Origin of the sequence: Cohnella xylanilytica (assembly GCF_014212175.1) — a bacterium.
Lineage (GTDB): Bacteria > Bacillota > Bacilli > Paenibacillales > Paenibacillaceae > Cohnella > Cohnella xylanilytica.
Genome location: NZ_JACJVR010000044.1, coordinates 57,053 through 82,521, shown reverse-complemented (window position 1 = coordinate 82,521; position 25,469 = coordinate 57,053). Strand labels below are relative to the sequence as shown.

Below are 25,469 nucleotides of genomic sequence, written 5' to 3'. Positions count from 1 at the left end.
TTTCTCATACCCAACCGTACCTCTCGAAAATATGCGAGCCAAGCAGGACAAGCCATGCGGTCAGCAGCGCGAATTGGACGACGAAGCCTCGGCGGAAGGTAGACAGCATCATGAGGGTGCTCTTGAAATCCATCATCGGCCCCAGCACGAGGAAGGACAGCAGGGCTCCCGGCCGGAACAGATGGACGAACGAAGCCGCCACGAAGGCGTCGGACGTCGAGCAGAGCGACAGGATGAAGGCGAATCCCATCATGAACAGATGGGAGACGAGATCGTAGCCGGCCACGGCGGCGAACGTCTCCTGGCTGACCGCCGTCTGGACGGCCGCCGTGATGAACGAGCCCGCGAGCAGGTATTTGCCCATATCCCACATGTCCTCGGCGGAGTGAAGGGCGATGGCTGCGAGCTTGCGGTGCCAAGGTCCTTCCGCCGGCACGGAATGGTCGTGATGATGGTGTCCGCCGAACAATCCGTGCGAATGCCCGTGATCGTGCTTATGCTCGTGATCATGTCCCTCGCGATCATGTTCGTGACCGCCGTGTTTATGCTCGTGATCGTCGTGCTTATGTCCATGCCCATGCTCATGCGAATGCCCATGCTCGTGAGCATGCCCATGCGAGTGTCCGTGACGGACGGGCGAGGGCTCCCGAAGCGGATTCTGCTTCAGCAGGACGGACAGCATGAGCCCAAGCGCGACCGCAACGGCGAACGCGAGGCCGAAGCGGGCGTAAGCGAGCCCGGGATCGCCCCGGAACGCGGCCAGCGTCGACGCGATCACGATCGGGTTCAGAATCGGCCCGGCGACGAGGAAGACGATGCCGACGTACGGGGGAAGCCCCTTGCGCAGAAGCCGGCGGACGACGGGAATCATGCCGCATTCGCACAGCGGCAGAACGAGCCCGAGCGTGCTTCCGAACAGAACGCCGACCAGCCTGTTCCGCGGGGCGAACCGGCCGATCAGCCGATCCGACACGTACGTCTGGATGAGGGCGGAGACGACGGAACCGAGCGCCAAATAAGGGAGCGCGTCGAGAAGAATGCCCGCGAACGTGCGGACGAACGGCTGCAGCCAGGCCGCATGGTTGCGCCAGAGCAGCAGGAGATAGGCGGCTCCCGCGGCCGCCGCCAAGTATCGGAGTCGGAAGATCGCCAATCGCAATCCCTGCCTTCCGCGTAACCGTAACTTTTACTAACCTATGCCCGTCCCGGCCGGACAAGAACCGGGAAGCCTCCGGAGCCCCGGTGACGGAACCGGAACAGGCCGCTTCTTTTCTAAATATTTATTATTGATAATGATTCTCACCACTGCTATAATTCGTCAAGTGGAGAAGAGAAACGGGATAAAGGAGAATCGTCGAATGGCTAAAGGATGGGGGAGAAAGTCCGCGCTGACGGGCGCCGCGGGAATGCTCGCGCTCACGGTCGGGTGCAGCAGCGGGCTGGAGGTTAAAGTGACGGACGAGAACTCGTTCGACACGGCGGGGAATATGTTCGCGTACGCCGAATTCGAGCTGTCCGGGGAACCGCTCGCGGAATCGCTCGGCCTCGATCTGGACGTGCTCGACGCGAACGCGATCGACAAGCCTTCGGCTTTCGATTATATAGCGGGAATCGAATCCTATGAATATTCGGAAGAAGCGATGTACGAGGTGGTGGAGAAGTCCGGCCTCGGCTTGCATCTTCTGAACGGACCGGCCGTTCAAGCCTACGCGAAGGAGAAGGGCGTGTCGGCCAACGAGGCGCTCGCCGCCCGCTTCACGCAGTTCGCCGAGTCCGTCGGGTCGGCGGCCAGCGACATTCAGCAGAACATGTTCCCGACGACGATCGAATACGCGTCCGGGGACCCCCACTATTCGCAGAAGGTGGACACCGGCAAGTTCGCCGACGGTGAGGACGGCGCTTACGTGCCGAACTACCAGGTCGACTTCGCCAGCCTTCGGTGGGACCGCTCCAAGATGGAGAAGACGCTCGTCCCGTCCGCCTATGGGGCGACGATGCTCAAGCAAGCGCTCTGGGCGGGGGATTTCCTGGGCAATGTCCACTCCAAGGACAAGGACGAAGAGCTGGATGCGGCTTCCGTCGACCCGAACGACCCGAACGTCGCCCTCGGCGTGAGCTCCGCCGACGGCCTCCAAGGCATGTTCCTGACGGAAGAGATCTGGAACAAGCTGCTCGCCGTCCGCCAAGGCCTGTTCTACGACGCGAACTCGGGTCAGTTGACCGCCGGCAAGGGCGCGGCCTACGATCCTTCGCAGGGCCTGGCGTACTTGCCGCATTCGATCGCGGTCACGGAGAACGGGGACAAGGATTACCCGGGCGCGACGAAGTACGAGGTCAAGGATAAGAGCAGCCAGCTGCGCGATCAGTGGCTGACGCTGTGGCCGGCCGCCGAGTTCTTCGGCACGGTCGACCAGCGTCCGGCGAACGCGAACCGGAATCCGGCGTTCGCGCTCGCGTTCGACGGCTCGCCGTTCCCGGCTGCGCCGGCCGCGAACGTGGACGGGGATCCGTCGAACGACGTTCCGTCCGACGATCCGTATACCGCCGACCGCGACGTCATGCTCCAGACGTTCCGCAATATTCAGGCGATGCATTGGAACGACCAAGGCGGCTGGCTGCTGTCCGAGCACGACGGCATGAAGCCGGGGACGAAGGGCGACACGTTCGACGCCGGCTACGCGATGGAGGCGCTCCGGATCTTCGAGCGCGCGATCGACGGGAAGCCGGTCGGCTACGCGAACGGCGAAGGGGCCGAAGGGCTCGACACGGAGGAAGGCAAGCAGGCTCTCGACATGATCAAGCGCCAGGCGGACTTCCTGATCCAGAACGTGCTCCGCAAGGACGGCTTGGCGGCGAACGGCTGGAACGACAAGGGAGAGCCGGACGATTCCTCGCCGACGCTGGAGGCGCAGACGGGAGCGATTCGCGGCCTGACGGCCGCCTACCTGGCGACCGAGGACAAGAAGTACCGCGACGCCGCCCGCAAGGTGTACGACGCGACGGATCGCCTGCTGTGGAAGAAGGATTGGAAGACGTACATGACGGACTTGGACGGCTCCGGCAAGTACGACGCTTATACGGCGGGCGGCGTATCCGCCATGCTGCGGCTCGCGCTCCAGAACCTTCGCAACGAGAGCGGGGACGCCGAACGTCTCAAGACGCTCGAGCGGGACGCGATCAAGGACCGGTACGTCAGCTTCTACCGCACGGTGATCAACGGGCCGACGCTGGATCAAGGGATGCAGGCGAGCGAATTCTGGGATACCGGCGACCGCTACGTGGAAGGCGACAAGTCCGGCAATACCGATAAGGACGCCGTTCCCCAGATTCAGAGCGCGGGCGGACCCTTCGGCGTATCGCCGATCCTGAGACCCGTCGAGGTGTCGAAGTAATGAGCCGGAAGGCAATTGTCTGGATAACCGCGCTCGTGCTGGTTACCCTTGGAAGTCTGGCCGGCTGTACGTCATCGAAGACGCCTTCGGCAGCCGGGCCTTCTTCGTCCGACAACGTGGCGCTGTCGCCGGACGGCAAGTACTTGTATGCCGTGAACGGGGACGCCGGCACGGTATCGAAGGTGAACGTCGCCCGCGGCGAGGTCGTCGTCGAGGCTCAGGTGGGCAAGATGCCGCAGCAGGCGGCGTTGTCGCCGGACGGGAAGAAGCTCTACGTGACGTGCCGCGATACGGATAAAGTAGACGTTCTGCGGACGAAGGACCTGTCCATCGAGGGCACGATCGACGTCGGCATCGAGCCGTACGGAGTCGTCGTCTCTCCGGACGGGAAGAAGGTGTACGTCTCCAACGACCGCTCCGGCACCGTGTCGGTCGCGGACGCGGACAGCCGCAAGCTCTCCGGAACGATCGAAGTGGGAGAGAGACCGCGAGCTCTCGCCTTGACGGCGGACGGCTCGAAGCTGTACGTCGGTCTGTACCTGTCGGCGAACGTCGCGGTCGTCGATACCGCCTCCGGCACCGTGAAGACGACGATCCGGCTCGCCGAGTCGCCGAACCTCAAGGATCGGAAGAAGAGCCAGGGCTTGCCGAACACGCTCGAGCAGATCCGCATCTCGCCGGACGGCAAGACGGCCTGGGCGACGCATCTGCTGACGAATACGGACACGGCTATCGCGTTCGACGAGACGATCTTCCCCGCCATCTCCGTCATCGACACGGCCGCGGACCGGGAGCTGACCGACGAGCGGAAGCAGCTGTTCAAGGAGATCAACGTCCCGGACAATCTCGGCAAGACGATGATCGTCTCCAATCCGTCCGACGTCCGCTTCTCGAGCGACGGCTCCAAGGCGTACGTGCTCATGTCGGGCAGCGAGGACGTCGTCGTCTTCGATCTGACCAAGGGCGGCAACGCGACCCAGATCGTTCGCCACGTGCCGGGCGACTGGCCGATCGGGATGGCGCTGTCGCCGGACGACTCGACGCTGCTCGTGAATAACGGGAACACGCACGATCTGGCGACCGTCTCGACCGGCTGGCCGAGCGGCGACGCCCGAGCGGAGGCGAAGACGCTGAAGCTGATCGCGAAGGATCCGCTGCCCGCGGAGGAACGGCTCGGCAAGACGCTGTTCCTGACCGCGAACAGCGACGAGTACCCGATCACGCAGCAGCATTGGATGAGCTGCGTCTCCTGCCATGCCGGGGGAGAGACCGACGGGATGACGCTGCTCACCGCCAAAGGGCCGCGCAACGTACCGAGCAACGTCTTCGCGATGGAGACGGGGCTGTTCATGTGGGACGGAAGCCGCGACGACTTCACGGACTACATCCATACCGTCCAGAGCGAGATGGGCGGGATGATGGACGCGGACCCGGGCAAGAAGCTGCCGGACGAGTATCAGAAGATGTACGACGCTCTCGCGACGTTCCTCAAGAATCCGGACAGCCTCCCCGTTCCGAGGAGCCCCTTCCGGGCGGCGGACGGGGGGCTGACGGACGAGGCGAAGAAGGGCAAGGAGATCTTCGACACGGTCGGCAAGTGCATCTCCTGCCACGCCGGCGATTATTTCACCGACAGCAATCAAGCGACGGGCGGCGGCACGGCTCTGACGACGGACGACATCTCGCACCTGTACGACGTCGGCACCGGCACCGATAAGGACTTGAAGTCCGATGGCGACGCGCGGGCAGGCTTCAAGAACCCCCGCACGCCGGAGCAGTGGGACGTTCCGACGCTTCGCGGCGTCTGGGCGACGGCGCCTTACCTGCACGACGGAAGCGCCGCCACGCTGAAGGACGTGCTGACGACGAGGAACCCGGAAGGCAAGCACGGAGGCAAGCTGACGGACGAAGAGATCGACGCGGTCGTCGCCTATTTGAGGCAGATCGAATAAACGGAGATTCCCGATTCCTTCGGGCTCTCCTTCCGGTCCTTCTGCCGGACCTCCTTCCAGCCCTACTTCCAGCCCTACTTCCGGCCCTCCTGCCGGCCGCTCCTGCCGGTATCCGGTTGACAATCGGGTCCCGCGGAGTATAATGGATTGCAATATCAAGTTCGGCGATGATGAGAAGAAGTACGCCTCGGGGGTCGGGCCCAGAGAGCCGGTGGTTGCTGCGAACCGGTGCCCGTCCGAAGGCGGAATTGGAGCTCGGAGCCGGGAGCGGAACGGCGCGCCTATAGGTCCTTAGTTTCTTATCCTCGGACCCTCTTCGAATCGGCCGCGTCCCCATGCTCCCCGGTCGTTCCCCGTTAACGGAACCGAAGGCTTCCCTCGACCCCGTAACCGGGTACGGCCGCGACGCGTCCTCAACCGCGCACGGCGTGGCGTTAATCCGCTATCGGAGAAGGAAGCGAATAAGGGTGGCACCACGATCTCTTCGTCCCTTGACGAAGAGGTCTTTTTGTTTTTTTTGGCCAGACCATATCCGATTAGGAAAAGAAGGAAGGCGAATGAAGCCATGAGCAACAACCAACCTCTGCGCGTCTTGTCCGGCATCCAGCCGAGCGGCAAGCTGACTCTCGGCAACTACATCGGCGCCTTGAAGAACTTCGTGGAGATGCAAGGCGAGTACGACTGCTTCTTCATGATCCCGGATCTGCACGCGGTCACCGTGCCGCAGGAGCCGGCGGACTTGCGGGAGCAGACCGAGATGGTGGCGGCCCTGTACGTCGCGGCCGGCATCGACCCGAAGCGGGCGTCGATCTTCGTCCAATCCCACGTTCACCAGCACGCGGAGCTCGGCTGGCTGATGACGACGCTGTCGTATATGGGCGAGCTCGAGAGAATGACCCAATTCAAGGACAAGTCCGAAGGCAAGGAAGCCGTCGGCGCGGGCTTGTTCGTCTATCCTCCCCTGATGGCGGCGGACATCCTGCTCTACCAGGCGCACCTGGTGCCGGTCGGCGAAGACCAGAAGCAGCATCTCGAGCTGACGAGGGATCTGGCCGGCCGCTTCAACTTCCGGTTCGGCGAGACGTTCAAGATTCCGGAGCCGTATACGCCGAAGGTCGGCGCGCGGGTCATGTCCCTCGACGACGCTTCGAAGAAGATGAGCAAGAGCAATCCGAACGCGGGCAGCTACATCGCGCTTCTCGACGAGCCGGACGTCATCCGCAAAAAAATATCCCGGGCCAAGACGGACCTGGGCCGGGAAGTCGTGTACGATCCCCAGAACAAGCCGGAGATCAGCAATCTGATGGGCATCTACGCCCAATGCTCGGGCCTCTCCATCGAAGAGGTTCAAGCCCGTTACGAAGGGCAAGGCTACGGGGCGTTCAAGAAGGAGCTGGCGGAGCGCGTCGTCGAGACGCTGGAGCCGATCCAGCGGAAGTACGCGGAGATCCGCGCTTCCGGAGAGATCCACGACATTCTGCGTTCCGGCGCCGATAAGGCGAAGGCGGTCGCGGAAGAGACGCTGCGGCAGGCGAAGGAAGCGATGGGCTTCCTGCTGCCTCGCCGGTAAAAACAAGCGAACCCGCGCGCATGCCAGACGCGCCGGAGAAGCAAACGAACCCGCGCGGCCATCCGCGCGGGTTCGTGCGTCTTCAAAGCGCGTTGCCGATCGGGCCGCCCCGCGCGGGGGGACGGGAATCGACCGTTGCGAAGCCGGTCGCCCGGAACCGCCGTCGCTTACGCCCGGCTCTTCCGCACGCGGGCTTTGACGACGAAGCCGAGCCCGATGTTGGCGATGCACAGCACGAAGAAGAGCAGCGCGAGCCAGCCGTTGTAGTCGAGGGAGATCGCCGTGGCGGTCATCCATACGATGGAAGTGACGGCAAACAATAAACCAAGAGATTTGTTCATGGATTGATCTCCTTAAGCATATTTTTCTCCCGCCATTGCATACTAGGAAAGCAAGCTTGCAAACCATTCAGCAAGGCGAAAGGAGAGCATCAAGCATGGCAGGAAACAACAATTCTTCTTCTTCCCGTAACCGGGTGCTCGTCAAGGAAGCTAAGGGCGCCCTGGAAAACATGAAGATGGAAGCCGCTCAATCCCTCGGCGTTACGATCCCGCAAGACGGCTACTACGGCAACGTAACGTCCCGCGACGCAGGCTCCCTTGGCGGTTACATCACCAAGAACCTGGTTCGCATCGCCGAGCAACAACTGTCCGGCAACGCCGGTCGCTAAGCGGACCCAGCGTCCCCGACCGAAAGCCCGAGGGTATCCTCGGGCTTTTAATATTGCGGCAGGGGAATTGAATAAGCGGACTCGATCTTAGTACGATCTTATTGTCCCCCAATCGAATTCCCCCGTCAATAGCGGCGGCTTATCCTTCAATAAGTGTTCATCCTTAGCCTCTTCTCCAGCCGGTCGTCGCTGAGCCACCCTACGTACGACTGGAACGGAACGTACGACGAATCCATCAGCGCGACGGCGACGAACGGGTATTGGCGGCGATGCCGGTACCGGATGTCGATCCAGCGAACCTCGTATCCCCACGGCTGGGCTTTGACGTGTCCGCACGGGAACGGGGTTACGTTCAGGAACGCCTGCACGTCCTTATTGGATTTGGAGGCTTCCACGGCGGGATGCCGGTCGCACCGGGTCCGTTCGAGCCAGACGAGCTTGCCGTTCTCCCATTCCCCGACCCCGTAATGGCCATCGGCGGTCTTCTTCACGACGTTCCACCGGTTCAGCGACAGAGTCGGCAGCAGCGTGTAGACGTCTCCTTCGCGGTGTTCGGGGTCCTTCGCGGGCAGCCTGGCGGACAGGCGGCGATGGACGAGAGTTCTCCACCCGTAGTACAGGACGAGCAGTCCGTACAGCGTCGGGAAGATGGCGGTCGGGGCGGCCCATCCGCTCATCCACAGCAGAATGGCGGCCACGTGGGCCAGGAAGATGGCCGGGTCGAAGATGTGGATGATGTTCCAGGCGACCCACTTGCTCGAGATCGGGCGGAGCGCCTGGGTGCCGTAGGAGTTGAACAGATCGGTGGCGACGTGGACGACGACGGCCAGAAGCACCCAAGCGCCGAGATGCAGCCAAGGAACCCCCCGGAAGATCAGCGACAGGACCAGCGTGATCAAGGCCGTCCAACCGATCAGCGCCGGAAAAGAATGGGACAATCCTCTATGGTTTCTGATATAATCGGCATTGCTTTTGAACCGGAGCAGCGTGTCCGCGTCCGGGGCCTGGGAGCCGATTATCGTCCCGATCAGGACGGCGACGGGACCGTACGGGTGGGAAGCGATGGCCGGATCGGTCAAGGCCAATCCGCCCAGCCCGAGTCCGAATACCAAATGCGTGCCTGAATCCATGCGGCGAATCCCCTTTCTTCGATTGACGGTAATCGGGTTCAGTATGGTCCGGGCGGGATCAATTTATGTTGAAGACCAATTATAAGGAAGAGAGAAGGAGACCGGGATGATTCTGTTCTGCGAATATGCGATTCCGGAGGAGCATCGCTCCGCGTTCCTCGAATGGGCGGCGGCGGATCCGGCGAGATGGGAAGGCGCCGAGCTGGCGGAGAACGTCGCCCAGCCGGGCGTCTTCGTGGAGTTAAGGAAGGCGAGCGACGAAGCGGAGGCCGCGCGCATAACAAAAGAACGCCGCGATGGGCGTTCTTGGGCGGAGATGGAGAAGTGGGTGAAGGGAGGACGGGAGGGCCTCCGCATCTGGACGTTCCGGCCGGTTATCTAGCCCTCGTTCCGCCGGAGCCGAACGGGAGATTGTAATTGAGCGGTTCGTCGAAGGTGATATAGTCGAGATTAAGCATCAGGAGCAGGAATCGCTTGCCCGTCACCGGATCGCTGATGATGATGTGGTCGCGTCCGGCGGCTTCGATGACGCCCTTGAAGATCTTCGCGTTCCATTCGCTGTTGTTCTCGTACGTCATGTAGAACGTGCCGACCTTGCCCAGGTTCATCCGCAGGATGTTCTCGACGTACGATTCTTCGCGGGGGATCGGCTGGAACGCACCGCCGCCCGGCGTGCCCTGCGGGGGGATGATAGCGCCCGTCTGGCCCATGGGGATCATCCCCCCGGTGGGTGCGCCGGGCATCATGGAACCGCCGGGCATCATGGAGCCGGGGAACAGGGATCCGGGCGTCAAGCCGCCGGGGGAGGCCGTTCCGGGATTCATGCCTCCGGGCGTCAACGATCCGGGCAGCATAGAGCCGGGCGTCATCGATCCGGACGTCCCGGTTCCGGGGAAGAAGGAGCCTGCGGACGTGCCCGGCTGCATGTTGCCGGTAGCGAATCCGGGAGAGACGTTGCCGACCGGGGCGGTCGCGGGAGCGGATCCGGGAACGGACTGGGTTCCGAACGTCGGGGCGGCCGTGTTCGTCGGCCAAGGCGTTTTGTTGAACAAGAGAAAATACCTCCTTAGAATATGGCTGTAAGCCTTAATAAACTCTCGGGCAATCCTTGCAGGTCGGAGAGTAGGAGCGGTGCGGCTTGCAGCGTCCGGCGTTGGACCGGCGCCCGGCTGTTCGCGATCGGTGCTGGGCGTTTGTCGCATTACAGTCTATTGCGGAAGCCCGGATTTTGTGACTCGTCGGCCGCGTCGTTTTCCGTCCATGGAACGGTCCCGCCGCGGTGGCGATTTGATGAACACGGCGGCGCGAACATTGTCAACGGCGGAAGATTTGGGGTATCATTTAAACAATGACAACCGGTATCGCTTGCGGTTTGGCAATTTTTAAAGGAGGAACACCGTGTTTAAAGATCTCGTGGCCCTAACCAAGCCGGGAATCATCCGCTTGAATTTATTCGCGGCATTCGGCGGTTACTGGGTCGCTTCCCGTTGGCACATCGATTGGCTTCCGTTGGTCTGGATGCTGGTCGGCTCGACGCTGACGATGGCTTCGGCTTGCGTGTTCAACAACTACTTGGACCGCGATTTCGATACGAAGATGGCCCGCACGCAGAATCGGGCATTGCCCCAAGGCCGGCTTCGGCCTTCTTTTGTGCTGGGCTACGGCATTGTCCTCGGCATTCTGGGGCTCGGGGTCCTGTTCCTGCTCGTCAACCCCTTGTGCGGGTGGCTCGGCGCGCTCGGCTTCTTCGTCTACGTCGTCGTCTACACGCTCTGGCTGAAGCGCAACTCCACCTGGAGCACTTCGGTCGGCGGCATCTCCGGGGCGATGCCTCCCGTCATCGGCTACTGCGCCGTGACGAACGAAGTCGACGCGGGCGCCTGGATCCTGTTCGCGCTTCTGTTCCTGTGGCAGCCTCCGCACTTCTGGTCGCTCGCGATCCGAAGGGTCGAAGAATACCGCGCGGCCGGTTATCCGGTCCTTCCCGTCGTGAAGGGAGTGCTGCGGACGAAGATTCAGATGGTGCCGTACATCGCTCTCCTGCTCGTGGCGTCGATTCTGCTGTATACGGAAGGATACGTGGGCGTCGTGTTCCTCGTGCTGTCCATCGTTATCCTCGGCTGCTGGGTGCTTCACGCCCTGTCCGGCTTCCGGACCCGGAATACGGAGAAGTGGGCGAAGACGGACTTCCTGTTCTCCGTCAACTACCTGCTCGTCATGTTTATCGCAATGATCCTCGATACGAACGGAGTGTAATGCGACCATGTCCACGAACGATAATCAACGTCCGGCCGCGGAGACGCCCGCCGGCCAAGGGAGCGCGGCCAAGCGTCCGTTCGCGAAGCGCTACGCCTTCCCGATGATCCTGTTCGCCCTGTGCATCGTGCTCGGCGGCTATCTGATCTGGAACTCCTCTTCGGACAAGGAAGGCAAGCTGAAGGATCAAGGGGCGGCGGCCGACTTCACTTACAACGATATCAACGGCAACCCGGTCACGATGAGCGAGCTGAACGGCAAGGTCCGGCTGGTCTACTTCTTCTATTCCAACTGCCCGGACGTCTGCCCGCCGACGACCTTCATGATGTCCAAGGTTCAAGAGAAGCTGAAGGAAGACGGAACGTTCGGCAGCAAGGTCGACTTCCTGTCCATCACGATCGATCCCGAACGGGATACTCCCGAGGCTCTTAAGAAGTTCTTCGACAAGTTCAATGCGGATTACAACGGGTGGAAAATACTGAGGGGAGACGAGAAAGAGACGGCCGAGCTGGCGAGGAAGTACCAGCTTCTCGTCTCCAAGGATCCGAAGACCGGCGAGTTCGGCCACATGAACCTGATCGTCGTCGTCGACAAGAAGGGAAGGATGCGAGACTTCATCTCGCCCGAAGCGAACGGCAATCCCGGCGACTACGACGCCGACGCGCTTTACAAGGAGATCAAGAGCCTGCTGTAGAGAAGCATTCGAATGGCAACAGCCGCTCCGCGGAAGAGACGATGTCTCGACCTCGGAGCGGTTTTTTTTATGCCGGCCGGATCTCCCCTCGGCGAAGTTGCTCGGCAACTGTGACCGTTGAGTTACGGAAGATGAAGAGGAGCGGTCGGGGAGTTGTGCATAAAAAGGCAATAACGGGAGCGGGGGAGGCATGATTGCGTGGCTGGGGGGCTGGCGACGACAACCCTAGAAAAGCACCGGCTTAGCCGGTGCTGCGGCGGACGCTCACTCGACCCACGGCGGAGCGGGATCGGGATAGAGGATATAGGCTTCCAAGCCGGCCTTCTCCAACTGCTGGATCAGATACTCCTCCGGCGTGCCTTCGACTCCGTTGTAGCCGCGGCGAGTGTAAATATGCTCGGCGTCGGGGAACACGTCCCTCAGCACGCCGCGAATTCGCCGCCCCGAGGCGTCGGGATCGGTGAACAGGTAGACCTGCCGGTCGCCTACCGCCTTGCGGAGCGCTTCGATTCTCTCGGTGTTCAGGGTGCCGAACGTGCAGTGGATCGGAACCTCGGAGGAGAGCACGCGGGAGAGACGGCTCTTGTCGTTCTTGCCTTCGACGATGATGGCGATATCGGAATCCATGCGTCAGGTTCTCCTCCTTGAAGGCGGCGGCGGGCCGCTATAGCCGAGATGGGCCGGTTCGTTCTATTGTACCACAATCGGCGAAGAGGAGAGGGGGAGGCTCGTCCGGCATTTGGGGGCGGAATTCGCGCCCCGGACGGCCGGGGCGCGAGCAAGCATTAACCCGCTCTCAGAACGATGACGAGGAGAATGAACAGAACGAGGACGATCAGGTTCGTCACTCCTGCGTTCCCATATCCGGCGGCTTGCGACATTCGGCATCACCCCGCTTCGGAAGCTTGATAGGGGCCCGATCCGAACCGGGCCGGATACGGGCGCCTGCCCTCCTGCAGTCTATGCGGGAGCCCCGGAACCGAAGTGTGCGTCCGCCCATCCCCGATGGGTAAGCCCTGCGAACACGATCGCCACAAAGGTCCGCAGGTTCAAAAATGGCGCCTGCAGGCTCCGTACTCCATCCGCCGCCGCCGCTGCTCCCCTCGTGCAGGGAGGACCGATGGACCTGACGGGGACGAAGACGCGAACGCAAACGCAATCGCAAACGCAGACCGGATCAATGCCCGGCGGCGGGCGGGATGTCCGCGGAGCCGTTCCAGCCCTTCGCGTAGACCGGGCGGGGCATCAGCGCGACGAGCGCGGCCATCAGCACGGCGAAGGAGAGGAAGAAGGGCGACAGATGGCCCCGTACGGCGCCGGCCGCGACCGGTCCGAGGAACGAGCCGATCGCCATGGCGATGGACATGAAGGAGAAGGTGCGGCCGAATCTCGAGGGACCGCTCAGCTGGAGCATGAAGGAAGTCATCGCCGGGAAGATCACCCCCTTGGCCATGCCGACGACGAACAGCATGCCGACCATAGGGATCGGCCATTCGGCCGCCATTCCGTAATACGCGATCGCCATGAGCAGCAATCCCGCCACGTTCCGTCCGTACGGCAGGTAGCGCTGCAGGAACAGCATGCCGAGCGTGGCGAGCGCGCCGAGGCTGACGACGGAGAACAGCAGGCCCGTCGTCAGCAGCTCGTCGGAGGAAGTAGCTCTCAGCGGCAATTCGAAGGCGAGGATCCCCTGCGCGCACGAGATGGCCACGGGCAGCAGGAACACGACCCACGGGAACTTGCCTTCCGCTCCGCCCTTCTCCGCGGACGCGGCCCCGGACCGCGCGCTCTGTCCGTCGGAAGTGGCGGCAGGCCGAACCCGGTCCGCCTCTCCGGCTCCTCCCGAAGCGCCTTCCGCTGCCGTCTGGGGCATCGGGGGCTCGCGAACGAACCAGAGCGAAGAGATGCCGGTCGCGAGCAGAATCCAGCCGAGGATGGCGAACGACTGGGTGAAGCCGATCTTCGCGGCGAGCCAGGCGCCGGCGGCCGGGGACACGACCGAAGCGATCGTATGGACGAGGCCGTTGCCGGCCATCAGCTTGCCTTGCTGGATATGGTTCTTGGCGAGCCGGGCGAGCAGCGACAGGCAGGCGGGCGACAGGAACGCCAGCACGAAGCCGCTGGCCGAGCGAATGTACAGCAGGTGCCAGGGGTCGGTGACGCGGGCTTGCAGAAGGAGCAGGATGCCCGCCCCCGCCAAGCTGGCCGCGATGAAGATACGGCTGCCGTAGCGGTCGACGCCGTAGCCGGCCATCAGATTGCCCGGCAGATGCGTGAGCGAATACATCCCCATGACCAGCCCGATGAACGAGGGAGCCGCGCCCAGCGATACGGCGAACGGGGTGAGCATCGGGTATTGGGCGTGAAGATCGAAGAACGCGACGAACAGGAATAAATAGAGCCAGATAGCCGTTCTCATCGGCGGCGCACCTCCATGGAAGACAGGAGGCTCGGCTTCGAAGCGCACCCTGTCCGGTCTATCCTACTTGTACGTCGAACAGGCCCGGGATATGCCCGCTCCGTGAATCCGCCGCGATATGGCCGCAGAATGGGCTTGCAAGTGTGTGGCGCATCGTGGTACACTTTCCTCAACCGAAGTGTGTGGTGTGTAGCCACACAGTGGATACAGTTAGGAAAGGCGGGATGCGCATGCCTCCCATCCGAACGTGGACGATGGACGACTTCCGGCTCGATCCGTCCCGTCCGCTGTACGAGCAGTTCGTCGAGCAGATTCGGGCGATGATCGCCAAGGGCGAGCTGGAGCCCGGCACTCGCCTCCCGTCGGTCCGGGAGACGGCCGCAAGCCTGCGGGTCAACCCGACGACGGTGATGAAGACGTACCAGGAGCTGGAGCGTCTCTCCCTGATCGTGACGTACCGGGGACAAGGGACGTTCGTGACCGAAGAAGAGGAGGCGATCCGGCGCTCCCGCAAGGAGCTCGCCGTGGCGGCGGTCCGGCAGATGGAGGAGACCGCGAAGTCGATCGGATTGACCTTGGAACAATTATGGGCGTTGGCCCGGGAGAAGGAGTGAGCCTTATGCGGAACGAGGAGACGAGGAATCTCGGCACCCCCGCGATTCGGTTCAAGAACGTCGAGGTTAAGGTGAAGAGGAAAAGAGTGCTGGCGGACGTCTCCTTCGAGATCGAAGCCGGATGCCTGGCCGGCTTGCTCGGTCCGAACGGAGCCGGCAAGTCGACGCTGATGAGGCTGATGACCGGGCTGATGGTTCCGGATCGCGGCGACGTCGAGCTGTTCGGCCGGCCGGCGGACCCGAGCCGGCTCGGGGAGGTCTCGTTCCTCCCGGACCGCGGCCAGCTGCCCGCCCATCTGACGGCGGGCGAGTGGCTGGGCTTCGCCGCCCGGCTCTATCCGGACTGGGACGGAGCGCGGGAGGCGGAGCTGGCCGAGAAGCTCGGCGTCGAGCGATCGAAGCGGATCGGCAGCCTGTCGCGCGGGGAAGAAGCCCGGCTGCAGCTGCTGACCTGCCTCTCGCGCCAAGCGCCGCTAATTATCCTCGACGAGCCGTTCACCGGCGTCGATCTGCTGTCGCGGGAGCGGATCGCTTCGGCCGTGGTCGGGGACATGGCGGACGGAAGGCGCACGTTCTTAATCGCGACGCACGACATTCGCGAGATGGAGCAGCTCTTCGACCGGATCGTCCTGATCGGGGACGGAACGATCCGGGGCAGCTACGAGGTCGACGAGCTTCGCTCGAGCGGCCGCTCCGTCGAATCCTGCTACAGGGAAGTGTTCGCATGAGCGTCCGGGACGACGTGCTTCTCGAATTGGAGTGGAGACACTACCGGCACTTCCTGCCCTATTCGCGCAAGGGAGCCCTGGCTTGGGCAGGGTTTATGGGAGCGGCCTTGATCGCCAGCCTCGGCTTCCTCGACCATTCCGGCTCGGTCGAGTCCCGATTCGTGCTCGGCTTCATGTTCGCGGCGGTCATCGGCTCCACTCTCGCCATCGGCCAGTCGATGACGATCTGGGAGAGTCCGTTCAAGGACTTGTGGCTGGCGCTGCCCTATCCCCGGCGGAGCCTTATCCGCGCGAAGGCGCTGGCGGCCATGAGGATGCAGCTTCACGTCGTCGCGGCCTTATGGCTCGTCTGCTTGCTGGACGGCGCCGTCCGGTCGGCGGCCGGCTCCGTCCCGGACGGCCCGGTCGGCGCGGGACGTCTAATCGCCGATGCGCTCGCGTACGGGGCGCTGTACGCCGCGGCGGTCCCCTTGTTCGTAGGCGCGGGATTCGCGTTGCTCGGAATGTACTATGGCAGGAGGCGCTGGCTGTTGATCCCGTTTCTCGTTTTTCTGATGCTGCCCTACGGTCTGTTCGGGTTCGTATCCGACGGCGAAGCGACTCTGCGGCGCTGGATGTCGGCGGAATTCGCCTTCCTCTACGCGCTGGCCGCCTTGGCCGTCGCTTGGCTCGTCTACCATGGGATGCTGAGGTTCGTCGCCCGATACGGGATGCCGGAGCTGTCCCGCCATCGCGCCGGAGCCGCATCCTTCACGTCCAAGAACGGCAAGGAAGGCAGGACCGGCGAGGGGGAAGCTCCCCGTTACCGGGTGCGCGGCCGCGGCTTCCCGGCGCTGTACGCGCTGGAGCGGTCCCGCTTCCGCCACTTCGCCTCGATGAAGGCGGTCCGCATCGTCTACGGCGCCTTGCTCGCGCTGCTCGCGATCGGCGGCTTCTTCCTCTCGATGTACCGGGACTCCATGACGGCGCTGCTCCAGTCTCTTTTTATCGTATTCTTCGTCGTGCCGATTCCGATCCTGGGCACGCTCAATCAGCACGAAGCGAACAAACGGAGGCTCGATTGGTGGCTCTGCCTCCCCTATGGCCGGACGACGCTTCTGTGGGCGCGGCTGTCGGCGGTATGGAGCTCGGCCCTCCGCTGGATCGCCGGCTGCCTGACCGCGTTCTACGCGGGAGCGTTCGCCCAAGAGCTCGCTCTCGGGCGATGGGATCCGAGCTGGCGGCTCGACGGCGTCCTGCTCGCTTATCTGGTTCTCGTCTACTTGGTCGGAGGCTTCCTGCTCAGCTGCATCATGCAAGGACAGCCGTATTCGTTCCGCAGCCGTCTCGCGACGTGGGTGTACACGCCGCTGACCTTCCTGCTCTTCTTCGCGCCGATCGCCGTCAACAACTGGCTGGTGACGGACCGGGTCCGCTTGGAAGGCGTCGATCCGTATCGCTGGGGGCTGTTCGGGCTGATCGTCCTCGTCGGTTCCCCGCTCGCCTATGCCGGCTTCCGGACAGGAGCGAAGTGGATGCATCTGTACCTGCTGAATACGAGCGATGCGGTTCTTCGCCGGCGGGGAGCCGGACCGGAAGGGAAAATCTAGACTTGCGACGGGTTTTACTCCAAGCGAAAAGGTACAGTATAATAGAGTAGGATATTTTCATATAAGCGATGGAGGAGATGGAATGAACCTCGATCTCGAGGCCTGGAAGCAATTCGCGATCGACCATTGGGTCGTCATCGCGGTCGCGATCGTGGCGCTCGTCATCGTCGTGAACGTAGTCAAGACGTTGGTGAAGTGGGTGCTTGTCGCCGCCATCGTCATCGGCGTGGCGGTTTACGGAGGATACAGCGTGAACGATCTGAAGGAAGTCGGGAGCAAGGTGTCGTCGGTCATCCTGGACGACGCGATCTCGGCGATGGCCGGAGAGGCCAAGGACGCGAAGTATACGTTGAACGAGGACGGGACGTATACGGTCGAGACGAAGAATATTACGCTCTCGGGCGTCGCGAATTCCGGGGAGGTCAAGGTGACCTACCGCGGCGTGACGTTCCCGGCGGTTCCGCTCGAAGGGGCCGTGAGAGAATTCGTCGTGCAAGCTAGGGAAGCGTCAAAATGAATCCGCCGGACACCAACCTCGTCACCGTAGCCCTGCTGGCCGTCGTGGCGGTGTCCTTGGTTCAAGGCGTATGGAGAGGGGCTACCGGATCCGCCAAGCGGCTGTTCTCGTTCGTCGCCGGGGCGGCCATGACCTTGGCGTCCGTCGCGCTGGCGGCATGGACGGCGTCCGCCGCTTCGCCGGCGGTCCAGGCATGGCTCGTCCGCCGGGCGTGGGAACAGCCCAAGGCGGATTCTTCGATTTTCATCCAGATCGCCTATACGGTCTATTCGGGCATTCGGGACTTGCCGCTGCTGCGCTTCGCGGTCTTGTTCCTGATTGCCTATCTTATGCTTCGGCTCGTCTTCGGGACGATCGGCTCGCTGCTGATTCGCGTCGGCGCCCTGCCGTTCTCTCTCGTGCCGTCGGGTGGAGCCGTCAGCCGCGCGTTCGGGGGCTTGATCGGGGCGGCGCTCGGGTGCGGCCGCGCCCTGCTGCTGACGGTCTTGCTGTTCGGCTACTGCGCGCTGTTCCCGCAGGCGCCGTACGCGGATTACGTGGCCGAATCCGGGCTCTACCAGGAAGCCGCGGCCCGGATTATCGAGCCGGCGGCGGGACGGCTCATCGAGGAGAGGCTGCCGGTCTTCGCGCGGAAGATGCAGGGAGAGCTCGACCAGCTGTGGCAGAAGCGCTACGACGTGATCGACGCGGATCTGCCGTCCGACATCGTGCTCGCGGCCGAGAAGGTCACCGAGGGCGACGAGACCGACGAGCAAAAAGCGAAAGATTTATACAACTGGGTGGGCTCCCGGATCGTCTATGATTATGACAAGGTGACGGCTTACGAGGAGAGGGGCGAGTGGCGCGAGCAGACGCCCTCCGATACGTTCTCGACCCGCAAGGGCGTATGCATCGATTACGCCCGCCTGTATGCGGCGATGGCGCGTTCCGTCGGCCTGCAGGTCCGCGTCGTGACGGGGCTCGGCTACGACGGAATGGGAGGCTACGGTCCCCATGCCTGGAACGAGGTTTATCTGACGGAGAGGGAGGCTTGGGTTCCTCTCGACGCGACTTGGGCGAAGACGGGCGACTGGTTCGATCCGCCCGGCTTCCAGGAGACCCACGTCCGGCAAGCCTGATCCCTTGGCAATACCGCAATAAGAGCAATGGGAGGAACGAGTTGTGAGCAACGACCGCACGGAAGAAGCGCAGAAGCGGGAGATACGCAACCGCCGCAATTTCAGCTTCCGTTTGAATATGTTCTTTTTCGTCACTTTTTTCGTCTTCTCGCTGCTTATCGTCAAGCTTGCCTACCTCCAATTCGTGCAAGGTCCCTCGCTGAAGGAGAGGGAGCACCAGATCGGCACGCGCGACGTGTCGATTCCGCCGATCCGGGGCAACATCTACGACTCCACCGGGCAGCCGATCGCGTATTCGACGTCGACCCAGTCGCTCTACTACACGCTGGAACCCGGCACGAAGGTAGAGGAAGGAAGAGCGCTGGCCGCCAAGCTCGTCGAAGTGTTCAACCTGTACGGGGACAAGACGAAGACCCCGCTCACCGTCGACGACGTGTTCGAGGACATGGACTTCGGCGGCCGGGTGCACCTTCCGTATCAGCAGCGCCGGATCAAGTCCGGCTTGACCGAGAAGGAGATCGCCTACTTCAGCGAGCACCGGGACGAGTTCAAGGGCATCGACATCGTCGAGGAGAGCATCCGGCAGTACAGCAAGGAGAAGGTAGCCGTTCAACTGGTCGGCTATATGAAGCAGCTTAAAGGCGCGACATCTTTGAAGAAGTACAAGAACATCAACGAAGGGCAGACCGATCCTACGCTCGAATACCTGGATTCCGAAGACGTCGGCTTCGACGGCATCGAGCTGATGTACCAGGAGGAGCTGCGCGGCCGCAACGGGCTGAAGACGTATCCGGTCAACAACCAGAGCCGCATCGTCGGGCCGATGGAATTGACGAAGCCGGTCAAGGGCGACAACCTGTTCTTGACCATCAACAAGCAGGTTCAGCTCGCGACCCAGGACGCGATCATGAACCATCTGAAGAAGATCAACGCTTCGACCAATTACTACGAGAAAGCGCCCTATGCCAAGACGGGGTACGCGGTCGCGATGGAGGTCAAGACGGGCAAAGTGGTCGCGATGGCGAGCATGCCCGATTACGACCCGAACATGTGGCAAGGGGGCATCAGCAAGAAGGATTACGACGCGGTCAAGTATTACATGGGCAACGGCGCGATCCGCGAGGTGCAGGCGCCTTATGAAGACGATAAGGAACGGCTCAAGCACCCGTCCTCGCTCGTCAACCTCGGGTCGACGCAGAAGCCGCTTACGATTCTGCTCGGTCTGAACGAAGGGCTGATCACGCCTCATTCCAGCTTCAACGATCCCGGCTATTTCGCCTTCGGGGCGAAGGGGCACGAGACGAAGGTGCGCAACTCCCAGAACAAGGGGAACGGCCTCCTGTATCCGTGGTCGGCTATCGCCAAGTCGTCCAACGCCTTCATGGCCAAGATGGTGGGCAACGCCCTCTATCTTCGCGACGGCAAGAAGGGCCTCGACGTATGGGATAAGTACATGAAGGAATTCGGCCTCGGCGTGACGACGGACAGCGGGCTGCCGGGAGAATCCGCCGGTTACATCAACTATTACAAGGAGCTCGAGAGAGGCAGCGCCCAATCGGCTCTCATCTATGCCTCGTTCGGCCAGCAAGGCCGCTACACGGCGCTCCAGTTGGCCCAATACGCGACGACGCTTGCCAGTCACGGCACGAGGCTGAAGCCGCAATTCGTGGAACGCATCGAGGACGCGGAAGGGAATCTGGTTCAGCCTTACCAGAAGGAAGTGCTCAATACGGTCAGCTTCCCGGATTCTTTTTGGGATACGATCGAGAAGGGGATGTCCCAAGTCAGCGTTCAAGGGTTCGACGGCTTCCCCTACAATTTCTACCGGAAGACGGGGACGTCCGAGCAGGACGTAGGGGGACAACGGGTTCAGAACGCCGTGTTCATCGCTTACGCTCCTGCCGAGGACCCGAAGCTCGCCGTCGCCGTCGTCGTGCCGGAGGGCAACTTCGGCGGATGGGGCGCCGCTCCGATCGCCCGCAAGATCTTCGACGCTTACGACGATGCGATTGGCCTCACCTCGGCGGGTCCCCGCAATCCGGCGAAGGCAGCGACGGACGCTGCCAATTCGGACGCTTCTGCAGCGGACCAAAGCGGCCAAGCGGCCGACGGCGCGACGGGAGAAGCGGGCAACCGCCAGTAACCGAAGAACAACCGCTCTTATACTGGTCGTCCAACGGAACGACGCTATCGATATCCATCCGACTTTCAAGAGCCGCGCCTTAAGGGCGCGGTTTTTCGTTGGTTTTGGATATGGGACAGCGGAGTTGTTGAATAAAAGGCAATAATACAAAACGTTTAATTTGCCGCGGAGAGCTCTGCCGATCGACTCGAAGAAGCCCTTGCGGAAACTAGCGGACGGGATGGGCGATATGAAAACGCTTTAACGCATGTCATTATTTATACCGCCAAAGCTGACATCTTTTACATCCGCCGTTTTGAAGGAGACTGGAAATGAAAACGCATAAAAATTACTTTATACGAATAATATTGCAAAGCGTCGATTGAAAGAATGTTAAAATAGCCGCAATGAATGACAATTCATTTTACAAAACGGCATGGTAATTTTTGCATAAAAATCCATCGTAGGAATATAAGGAAAATGAAGCTTGCGTGAAAAGTTTCCTTATATAAAAACTTTTTCCCATAGTAAACATATGAAAGAATGACAAAAACCAACCCCTATTTATCGCGATTTAACGCCAATTCCATTTGAATTTTGCCAATCGAAGCTTCAACGCGGTGAACATTTAAACCATATCTGCGGTGAAGCTGTAAGTTCGGAAGGCGTGAAAAAAATCATAGATTTCATGGAAATTATGAAGTATAATTTCCCCAAATAGGGATGCACATATGTAAACTGTCTCTTATTCAATTGTGCATTCTAGAAGAACAGATAGGGAGGAATGGGCATGAATAAAGCGATATTTGTGTGAGGGAATATGACTTAAACCTTACGCAAATAGAGTTGATGAGTCCAAAATATACGCATCCGACGACTTTAGACGCCGCAAAATAATTAGATAATTCACGCAAATTCATCTCGACCTCATCGATGCGCATTCCAACGATCCGAAACTTAACGGAACAAGGAAGGGGTTTGATCAGATGAAGCTGAAGAGATCATTGACGACGGCGCTCGCGGTCGCGCTTATGGGAGTCTCCCTGGTGGCCTGCAGCGGCAATAACGAGAAGAATTCGAGCTCCGAGTCCCCAAGCGCGACGCCCAGCGGCTCGCCAAGCGCAAGCCCGAGCGCAAGCCCGAGCCCAAGCGCCGAACAGAAGGAGAAGGAATTCCGGTTCACGCTGGCGAGCGATCCGCCAAGCCTCGATCCCGGCCTCATGACGGACGCCCAGTCTTTTATCGTCGGCAAAGCCATCTACGAAGGCCTCATGCGGCTCAATCCGGCGGGAGAGCCGGAGAACGGCATCGCCGAGAGCTATACCGTGTCCGAAGACGGCAAGACGTACACGTTCAAGCTCCGCCAAGACGCCAAGTGGAGCAACGGCGACCCGGTCACGGCCCACGACTTCGAATATTCCTGGAAGCGCGCGCTCGCACCCGAGACGGCTTCCGATTACGCGTACATGCTCTTCTACCTCGATAAGGGCGAAGAATACAACGCCGGCAAAGCGACCGCCGACGACGTCGGAGTCAAGGCTCTCGACGATTACACGCTGGAGGCGAAGCTGAAGGCGCCCGCTCCCTATTTTGTCAACCTCGTATGTCACAGCAGTTATTGGCCCGTGCACAAGGGTACCGTTGACGGCAAGCCGGAATGGGCGACCGAAGCGTCCACGATCGTCTCGAACGGTCCGTTCCTGCTCACGGAATGGTCGCACGGCGACAAGATCGTTCTGACGAAGAACCCCAACTACTTCAACAAGGATAAAGTTCACTTCACCAAAGCGACGGTTACCCTCGTCGAACCGAGCTCCACCGTCTTCAATCTGTTCGAGACCGATAAGATCGACTGGATCGGCGCGCAGGCCGGCTCGGTGCCGACCGACCAAGTGCAGAAGTTGGTCGCGGAGAAGAGAGCGGAGATACTCCCGGTAGCCTCGACCTATTACTACATGATCAACACGACCAGGAAACCGTTCAGCAACGTGAAGCTCCGCAAGGCATTCGCCATGGCCGTCGAGCGGCAGAACCTCATCGACAACGTGACGAAGGCGAACCAGACGCCGGCTCACGCGCTCGTGGCTCCGAGCATCGAGGGAGCGGACGGCAAGAAGTTCCGCGAGATGTTCCCGGACACGGACTATCTCAAGGAAGACTTGACCGAAGCGAAGAAGCTGCTGGCGGAAGGCTTGGCGGAAGAGGGCTTGTCCAAAGTGCCGGAGATCACGCTGCTGTACAATACGGACGAAGGCCACAAGGCCATCGCGGAAGCGATCGCCGATATGTGGCGCAGGAACCTGGGCGTCGAAGTGAAGCTGGCGAACCAGGAATGGGGAACGTTCCTCGAGACGAGGAGCGCGCAGCAATTCGACGTCGCCCGCGCGGGTTGGGGCGCGGACATCAACCATCCGATCAACTTCACGTACGACCTGATCCACTCGGCGTCCGGCAACAACGACGGCAAGTACAAGAACGAGAAGGTCGACCAACTGCTCAACGAGTCGCTGCTGACGACCGACTTGAAGGAGAGCATGAACAAGATCGGCGAAGCCGAGCGGATCGCCATGGCCGAGGATATGGCCGTGCTGCCGCTGTATTACTACACGACCGTCACGATGGTGAAGCCGGGCTTCAAGGACGTCGTCTCCGACTACGCCGGCCACCTCGACTGGGCGTTCGGCGACAAGGAGTAAGCGGACGGACTTCCCGTCGGCATCTCCGCAGCCGGTCTTAGGCAGAAGGGTATATATAGGTCCCTATATATACCCTTTTGAGTTGCCATCCTAGCGAGAACGGGCAGGTGGATCCAGTGGTACGATACGTCTTGAACAAATTCCTATTCATGCTGCTGTCGCTGTTTATTCTGATCACCGCCACCTTCGTCCTGATGAATGCGGTCCCCGGCAGCCCTTTGCAGTCGGAGAAGGCGACAAGCCCGCAGATTCAGAAGAACCTGGAGGCGCATTACGGCCTCGATAAGCCGTTGATCGTCCAATACGGCATTTACTTGAAGAAGCTGGCGCAGTTCGATCTCGGCATCTCCATGAAGAAGAAGTTCCAGTCCGTCAACAAGCTTATCGCGGGCTCCTTCGACAATTCCTTGAAGCTCGGTCTCGTGTCCGTCGCGACGTCCGTGCTGGCCGGCTGCGCGCTCGGCATTATCGCCGCCTTGTACCATCGTAAATTCCTGGACAATGCGGCGCTGGTCGTGTCCGTGATCGGGCTGGCCGTCCCGAGCGTGGTCATGGCGCCCTTGCTGCAGTACGTGTTCGCGGTGAAGATCCGGGCGTTCGAAGTGGCGGGCTTGAACGGCCCGATGGATTACGTGCTGCCGACCATCGCCTTGTCGGCCGCCCCCATCGCTTTTATCGCCCGGCTGATCCGCTCTTCCATGCTGGAAGTGCTGAACTCCGACTTCATCAAGACGGCCAAAGCCAAGGGGCTCGCGGGCCACATGATCGTGTGGCGCCACGCGCTCCGCAATTCGATGCTTCCGGTCGTCACCTATCTCGGTTACCTGATCGCCAACGTCATTACGGGCTCGGTCGTCATCGAGCAGATCTTCGCGATTCCGGGAATCGGCAAGTTCTTCGTGCAGAGCGTCCTGGATCGGGATTACCCGTTCATCATGGGAATCACGATTTTCTACGCGATTCTGCTCATGGCCAGCCGGTTCCTGTCCGACCTCGCCTATGCCTTGGTCGATCCTCGGCTCCGATTACAAACAGGAAGGGTGGCGAAGTAGATGGCGGACTTGGAGACCCCTAGGGCGACGGCCGATCCGTTCGCGCCTCTGCAGCGCGATCCGTCCGGGGCGGAGCGAATCCAGAGGAGATCCCGGACGGCGTGGCAGGACGTCCGTTATCGGCTGACGACCAACAAGCTGGCGATGACCGGCTTCTGGCTCCTGATCCTTCTCGTGCTGATGGCGTTCTTCGCGCCGCTCGTGTGGCCGTTCGACCATTACACGAACGATCTGCAATTGAACAACCAGCCGCCGGACTCCACGCATTGGTTCGGAACCGACGACTTGGGCCGGGACCTGTTCGCGAGAACGTGGAAGGGCGCTCAGATCTCGCTGTTCGTCGGCGTGGCCGCCGCGCTCATCGATCTCGTGATCGGCATCGTCTACGGCGGCATCATGGGCTATTACGGCGGCAAGGTCGACGAGGTCATGAACCGCTTCGCGGAGATTCTGTACTCGATCCCCTACCTGCTCGTCGTCATCCTGCTCCTCGTGTTCATGGAGCCGAGCCTGACGACGATCATCGTCGCGATGTCCATCACCGGCTGGATCAACATGGCCTGGATCGTGCGCGGGCAGATGATGCAGCTCAAGAACCAGGAGTTCGCCCTGGCCTCCAAGGCGTTGGGCGCGAGCTCGATGCGCATCATCTTCCGCCATCTGGTCCCGAACGCGATGGGGCCGATTCTGGTCACGCTGACGCTCAGCGTGCCGAGCGCCATCTTCACAGAGGCGTTCCTCAGCTTCCTGGGGCTCGGGGTGCAGTCGCCGGTCGCCTCCTGGGGGACGATGATCAACGACGGCGTCCAGTCGATGTCGATCTACCCGTGGCGGCTCTTCTTCCCGGCCTTGTTCCTCAGCCTTACGATATTCGCCTTCAACGTATTCGGAGACGGCCTGCGCGACGCCTTCGATCCGAAGCTCAAAAAATAACGGACCCAGGAAGGAGG

At 61.4% G+C, this 25,469-nt stretch carries 24 protein-coding genes; 17 read left to right on the top strand and 7 right to left on the bottom strand.

What is annotated here, in order from left to right; all coding sequences use genetic code 11:
* Positions 1–4 precede the first annotated feature (4 nt).
* Positions 5–1,153 carry a permease gene (locus H7B90_RS11540; protein WP_185136022.1) on the bottom strand — a complete coding sequence of 383 codons (1,149 nt, stop codon included), beginning with the start codon at positions 1,151–1,153 and terminating at the stop codon, positions 5–7.
* 205 nt (positions 1,154–1,358) lie between these two features.
* On the opposite strand from H7B90_RS11540, the gene H7B90_RS11535 reads away from it, so the two are divergent.
* The 3 genes from H7B90_RS11535 to trpS all read left to right on the top strand — a co-directional run bounded on the left by H7B90_RS11535 (position 1,359) and on the right by trpS (position 6,914).
* Positions 1,359–3,392 (top strand): hypothetical protein, encoded by a 2,034-nt coding sequence (locus H7B90_RS11535; RefSeq protein ID WP_185136021.1) that lies wholly within the window; start codon positions 1,359–1,361, stop codon positions 3,390–3,392.
* Positions 3,392–5,344 carry a beta-propeller fold lactonase family protein gene (locus H7B90_RS11530; RefSeq protein ID WP_185136020.1) on the top strand — a complete coding sequence of 651 codons (1,953 nt, stop codon included), beginning with the start codon at positions 3,392–3,394 and terminating at the stop codon, positions 5,342–5,344. The genes H7B90_RS11535 and H7B90_RS11530 overlap by 1 nt, the downstream gene beginning before the upstream one ends.
* 565 nt (positions 5,345–5,909) lie before the next feature.
* Entirely contained in the window at positions 5,910–6,914 is a 1,005-nt protein-coding gene (gene trpS, locus H7B90_RS11525; RefSeq protein WP_185136019.1) for a tryptophan--tRNA ligase, read from the top strand.
* A gap of 167 nt (positions 6,915–7,081) precedes the next feature.
* On the opposite strand, the gene H7B90_RS11520 is transcribed toward trpS, so the two are convergent.
* Positions 7,082–7,255, bottom strand: coding sequence for a DUF5325 family protein (locus H7B90_RS11520; protein ID WP_185136018.1), 174 nt, complete (start codon positions 7,253–7,255; stop codon positions 7,082–7,084).
* Positions 7,256–7,350: 95 nt separating this feature from the next.
* Between H7B90_RS11520 and H7B90_RS11515 the strand changes: the two genes are divergently transcribed.
* On the top strand, positions 7,351–7,584 hold the full coding sequence (locus tag H7B90_RS11515; protein WP_185136017.1) for an alpha/beta-type small acid-soluble spore protein: 234 nt from the start codon (positions 7,351–7,353) through the stop codon (positions 7,582–7,584).
* A 146-nt stretch (positions 7,585–7,730) separates the two neighbouring features.
* Here H7B90_RS11515 and H7B90_RS11510 read toward each other — a convergent pair whose 3' ends face one another.
* Positions 7,731–8,714, bottom strand: a complete 984-nt coding sequence (locus H7B90_RS11510) for a metal-dependent hydrolase (RefSeq protein WP_185136016.1) — start codon at positions 8,712–8,714, stop codon at positions 7,731–7,733.
* A 106-nt stretch (positions 8,715–8,820) separates the two neighbouring features.
* On the opposite strand from H7B90_RS11510, the gene H7B90_RS11505 reads away from it, so the two are divergent.
* Complete coding sequence (locus H7B90_RS11505) at positions 8,821–9,096, top strand: hypothetical protein (RefSeq protein ID WP_185136015.1); 276 nt, start codon at positions 8,821–8,823, stop codon at positions 9,094–9,096.
* On the opposite strand, the gene gerQ is transcribed toward H7B90_RS11505, so the two are convergent.
* Positions 9,089–9,424, bottom strand: coding sequence for a spore coat protein GerQ (gene gerQ / locus H7B90_RS11500; RefSeq protein ID WP_373315876.1), 336 nt, complete (start codon positions 9,422–9,424; stop codon positions 9,089–9,091). The genes H7B90_RS11505 and gerQ overlap by 8 nt on opposite strands.
* 16 nt (positions 9,425–9,440) lie before the next feature.
* Between gerQ and H7B90_RS33385 the strand changes: the two genes are divergently transcribed.
* The 3 genes from H7B90_RS33385 (at position 9,441) to H7B90_RS11485 (ending at position 11,664) form a co-directional block, all read left to right on the top strand.
* Complete coding sequence (locus H7B90_RS33385; protein ID WP_185136035.1) at positions 9,441–9,797, top strand: hypothetical protein; 357 nt, start codon at positions 9,441–9,443, stop codon at positions 9,795–9,797.
* A gap of 315 nt (positions 9,798–10,112) precedes the next feature.
* Positions 10,113–10,970, top strand: coding sequence for a heme o synthase (gene cyoE / locus H7B90_RS11490; RefSeq protein ID WP_185136014.1), 858 nt, complete (start codon positions 10,113–10,115; stop codon positions 10,968–10,970).
* A gap of 7 nt (positions 10,971–10,977) precedes the next feature.
* A complete protein-coding gene (locus tag H7B90_RS11485) occupies positions 10,978–11,664 on the top strand; it encodes an SCO family protein (RefSeq protein WP_185136013.1) in 687 nt (228 codons plus the stop codon).
* Positions 11,665–11,928: 264 nt separating this feature from the next.
* On the opposite strand, the gene H7B90_RS11480 is transcribed toward H7B90_RS11485, so the two are convergent.
* The 3 genes from H7B90_RS11480 to H7B90_RS11475 form a co-directional block, all read right to left on the bottom strand.
* The gene (locus H7B90_RS11480; RefSeq protein WP_185136012.1) at positions 11,929–12,291 is read right to left on the bottom strand and encodes a ribonuclease M5; all 363 of its coding nucleotides are present in this window, start codon (positions 12,289–12,291) and stop codon (positions 11,929–11,931) included.
* Between the two features lie 158 nt (positions 12,292–12,449).
* Positions 12,450–12,545: a sporulation protein YjcZ gene (locus H7B90_RS32540; protein ID WP_212959414.1), complete on the bottom strand. Its 96-nt coding sequence runs from the start codon at positions 12,543–12,545 to the stop codon at positions 12,450–12,452.
* 296 nt (positions 12,546–12,841) lie between these two features.
* Positions 12,842–14,083 carry an MFS transporter gene (locus H7B90_RS11475; RefSeq protein ID WP_185136011.1) on the bottom strand — a complete coding sequence of 414 codons (1,242 nt, stop codon included), beginning with the start codon at positions 14,081–14,083 and terminating at the stop codon, positions 12,842–12,844.
* Between the two features lie 230 nt (positions 14,084–14,313).
* On the opposite strand from H7B90_RS11475, the gene H7B90_RS11470 reads away from it, so the two are divergent.
* The 9 genes from H7B90_RS11470 to H7B90_RS11430 all read left to right on the top strand — a co-directional run bounded on the left by H7B90_RS11470 (position 14,314) and on the right by H7B90_RS11430 (position 25,452).
* Complete coding sequence (locus H7B90_RS11470) at positions 14,314–14,697, top strand: GntR family transcriptional regulator (RefSeq protein ID WP_185136010.1); 384 nt, start codon at positions 14,314–14,316, stop codon at positions 14,695–14,697.
* Between the two features lie 5 nt (positions 14,698–14,702).
* Complete coding sequence (locus H7B90_RS11465; RefSeq protein WP_185136009.1) at positions 14,703–15,425, top strand: ABC transporter ATP-binding protein; 723 nt, start codon at positions 14,703–14,705, stop codon at positions 15,423–15,425.
* Entirely contained in the window at positions 15,422–17,014 is a 1,593-nt protein-coding gene (locus H7B90_RS11460; protein WP_185136008.1) for a hypothetical protein, read from the top strand. The genes H7B90_RS11465 and H7B90_RS11460 overlap by 4 nt, the downstream gene beginning before the upstream one ends.
* 82 nt (positions 17,015–17,096) lie before the next feature.
* Entirely contained in the window at positions 17,097–17,531 is a 435-nt protein-coding gene (locus H7B90_RS11455; RefSeq protein WP_185136007.1) for a hypothetical protein, read from the top strand.
* Positions 17,528–18,649 carry a transglutaminase domain-containing protein gene (locus H7B90_RS11450; RefSeq protein ID WP_185136006.1) on the top strand — a complete coding sequence of 374 codons (1,122 nt, stop codon included), beginning with the start codon at positions 17,528–17,530 and terminating at the stop codon, positions 18,647–18,649. Before H7B90_RS11455 ends, H7B90_RS11450 begins: the two co-directional genes overlap by 4 nt.
* Positions 18,650–18,692: 43 nt before the next feature.
* Positions 18,693–20,792, top strand: coding sequence for a peptidoglycan D,D-transpeptidase FtsI family protein (locus tag H7B90_RS11445; protein ID WP_185136005.1), 2,100 nt, complete (start codon positions 18,693–18,695; stop codon positions 20,790–20,792).
* Between the two features lie 965 nt (positions 20,793–21,757).
* Entirely contained in the window at positions 21,758–23,467 is a 1,710-nt protein-coding gene (locus H7B90_RS11440; protein WP_185136004.1) for a peptide ABC transporter substrate-binding protein, read from the top strand.
* A 116-nt stretch (positions 23,468–23,583) separates the two neighbouring features.
* Entirely contained in the window at positions 23,584–24,519 is a 936-nt protein-coding gene (locus tag H7B90_RS11435) for an ABC transporter permease (RefSeq protein ID WP_185136033.1), read from the top strand.
* Complete coding sequence (locus H7B90_RS11430; protein ID WP_185136003.1) at positions 24,520–25,452, top strand: ABC transporter permease; 933 nt, start codon at positions 24,520–24,522, stop codon at positions 25,450–25,452. It abuts the gene before it with no gap.
* Positions 25,453–25,469: the final 17 nt, after the last annotated feature.

What these genes read in the sequence shown, in the direction of transcription:
- H7B90_RS11535 (WP_185136021.1), top strand. Translation starts at nt 1,359, where the DNA reads ATGGCTAAAGGATGGGGGAGAAAGTCCGCGCTGACGGGCGCCGCGGGA.
- H7B90_RS11520 (WP_185136018.1), bottom strand. Translation starts at nt 7,255, where the DNA reads ATGAACAAATCTCTTGGTTTATTGTTTGCCGTCACTTCCATCGTATGG.
- H7B90_RS11440 (WP_185136004.1), top strand. Translation starts at nt 21,758, where the DNA reads ATGAAGCTGAAGAGATCATTGACGACGGCGCTCGCGGTCGCGCTTATG.
- H7B90_RS11465 (WP_185136009.1), top strand. Translation starts at nt 14,703, where the DNA reads ATGCGGAACGAGGAGACGAGGAATCTCGGCACCCCCGCGATTCGGTTC.
- H7B90_RS11455 (WP_185136007.1), top strand. Translation starts at nt 17,097, where the DNA reads ATGAACCTCGATCTCGAGGCCTGGAAGCAATTCGCGATCGACCATTGG.
- gerQ (WP_373315876.1), bottom strand. Translation starts at nt 9,424, where the DNA reads ATGGGCCAGACGGGCGCTATCATCCCCCCGCAGGGCACGCCGGGCGGC.
- H7B90_RS11480 (WP_185136012.1), bottom strand. Translation starts at nt 12,291, where the DNA reads ATGGATTCCGATATCGCCATCATCGTCGAAGGCAAGAACGACAAGAGC.
- H7B90_RS11505 (WP_185136015.1), top strand. Translation starts at nt 8,821, where the DNA reads ATGATTCTGTTCTGCGAATATGCGATTCCGGAGGAGCATCGCTCCGCG.
- H7B90_RS11510 (WP_185136016.1), bottom strand. Translation starts at nt 8,714, where the DNA reads ATGGATTCAGGCACGCATTTGGTATTCGGACTCGGGCTGGGCGGATTG.
- H7B90_RS11485 (WP_185136013.1), top strand. Translation starts at nt 10,978, where the DNA reads ATGTCCACGAACGATAATCAACGTCCGGCCGCGGAGACGCCCGCCGGC.
- trpS (WP_185136019.1), top strand. Translation starts at nt 5,910, where the DNA reads ATGAGCAACAACCAACCTCTGCGCGTCTTGTCCGGCATCCAGCCGAGC.
- H7B90_RS11430 (WP_185136003.1), top strand. Translation starts at nt 24,520, where the DNA reads ATGGCGGACTTGGAGACCCCTAGGGCGACGGCCGATCCGTTCGCGCCT.
- H7B90_RS11530 (WP_185136020.1), top strand. Translation starts at nt 3,392, where the DNA reads ATGAGCCGGAAGGCAATTGTCTGGATAACCGCGCTCGTGCTGGTTACC.
- H7B90_RS32540 (WP_212959414.1), bottom strand. Translation starts at nt 12,545, where the DNA reads ATGTCGCAAGCCGCCGGATATGGGAACGCAGGAGTGACGAACCTGATC.
- H7B90_RS11470 (WP_185136010.1), top strand. Translation starts at nt 14,314, where the DNA reads ATGCCTCCCATCCGAACGTGGACGATGGACGACTTCCGGCTCGATCCG.
- H7B90_RS11515 (WP_185136017.1), top strand. Translation starts at nt 7,351, where the DNA reads ATGGCAGGAAACAACAATTCTTCTTCTTCCCGTAACCGGGTGCTCGTC.
- H7B90_RS11460 (WP_185136008.1), top strand. Translation starts at nt 15,422, where the DNA reads ATGAGCGTCCGGGACGACGTGCTTCTCGAATTGGAGTGGAGACACTAC.
- H7B90_RS11475 (WP_185136011.1), bottom strand. Translation starts at nt 14,083, where the DNA reads ATGAGAACGGCTATCTGGCTCTATTTATTCCTGTTCGTCGCGTTCTTC.
- H7B90_RS11450 (WP_185136006.1), top strand. Translation starts at nt 17,528, where the DNA reads ATGAATCCGCCGGACACCAACCTCGTCACCGTAGCCCTGCTGGCCGTC.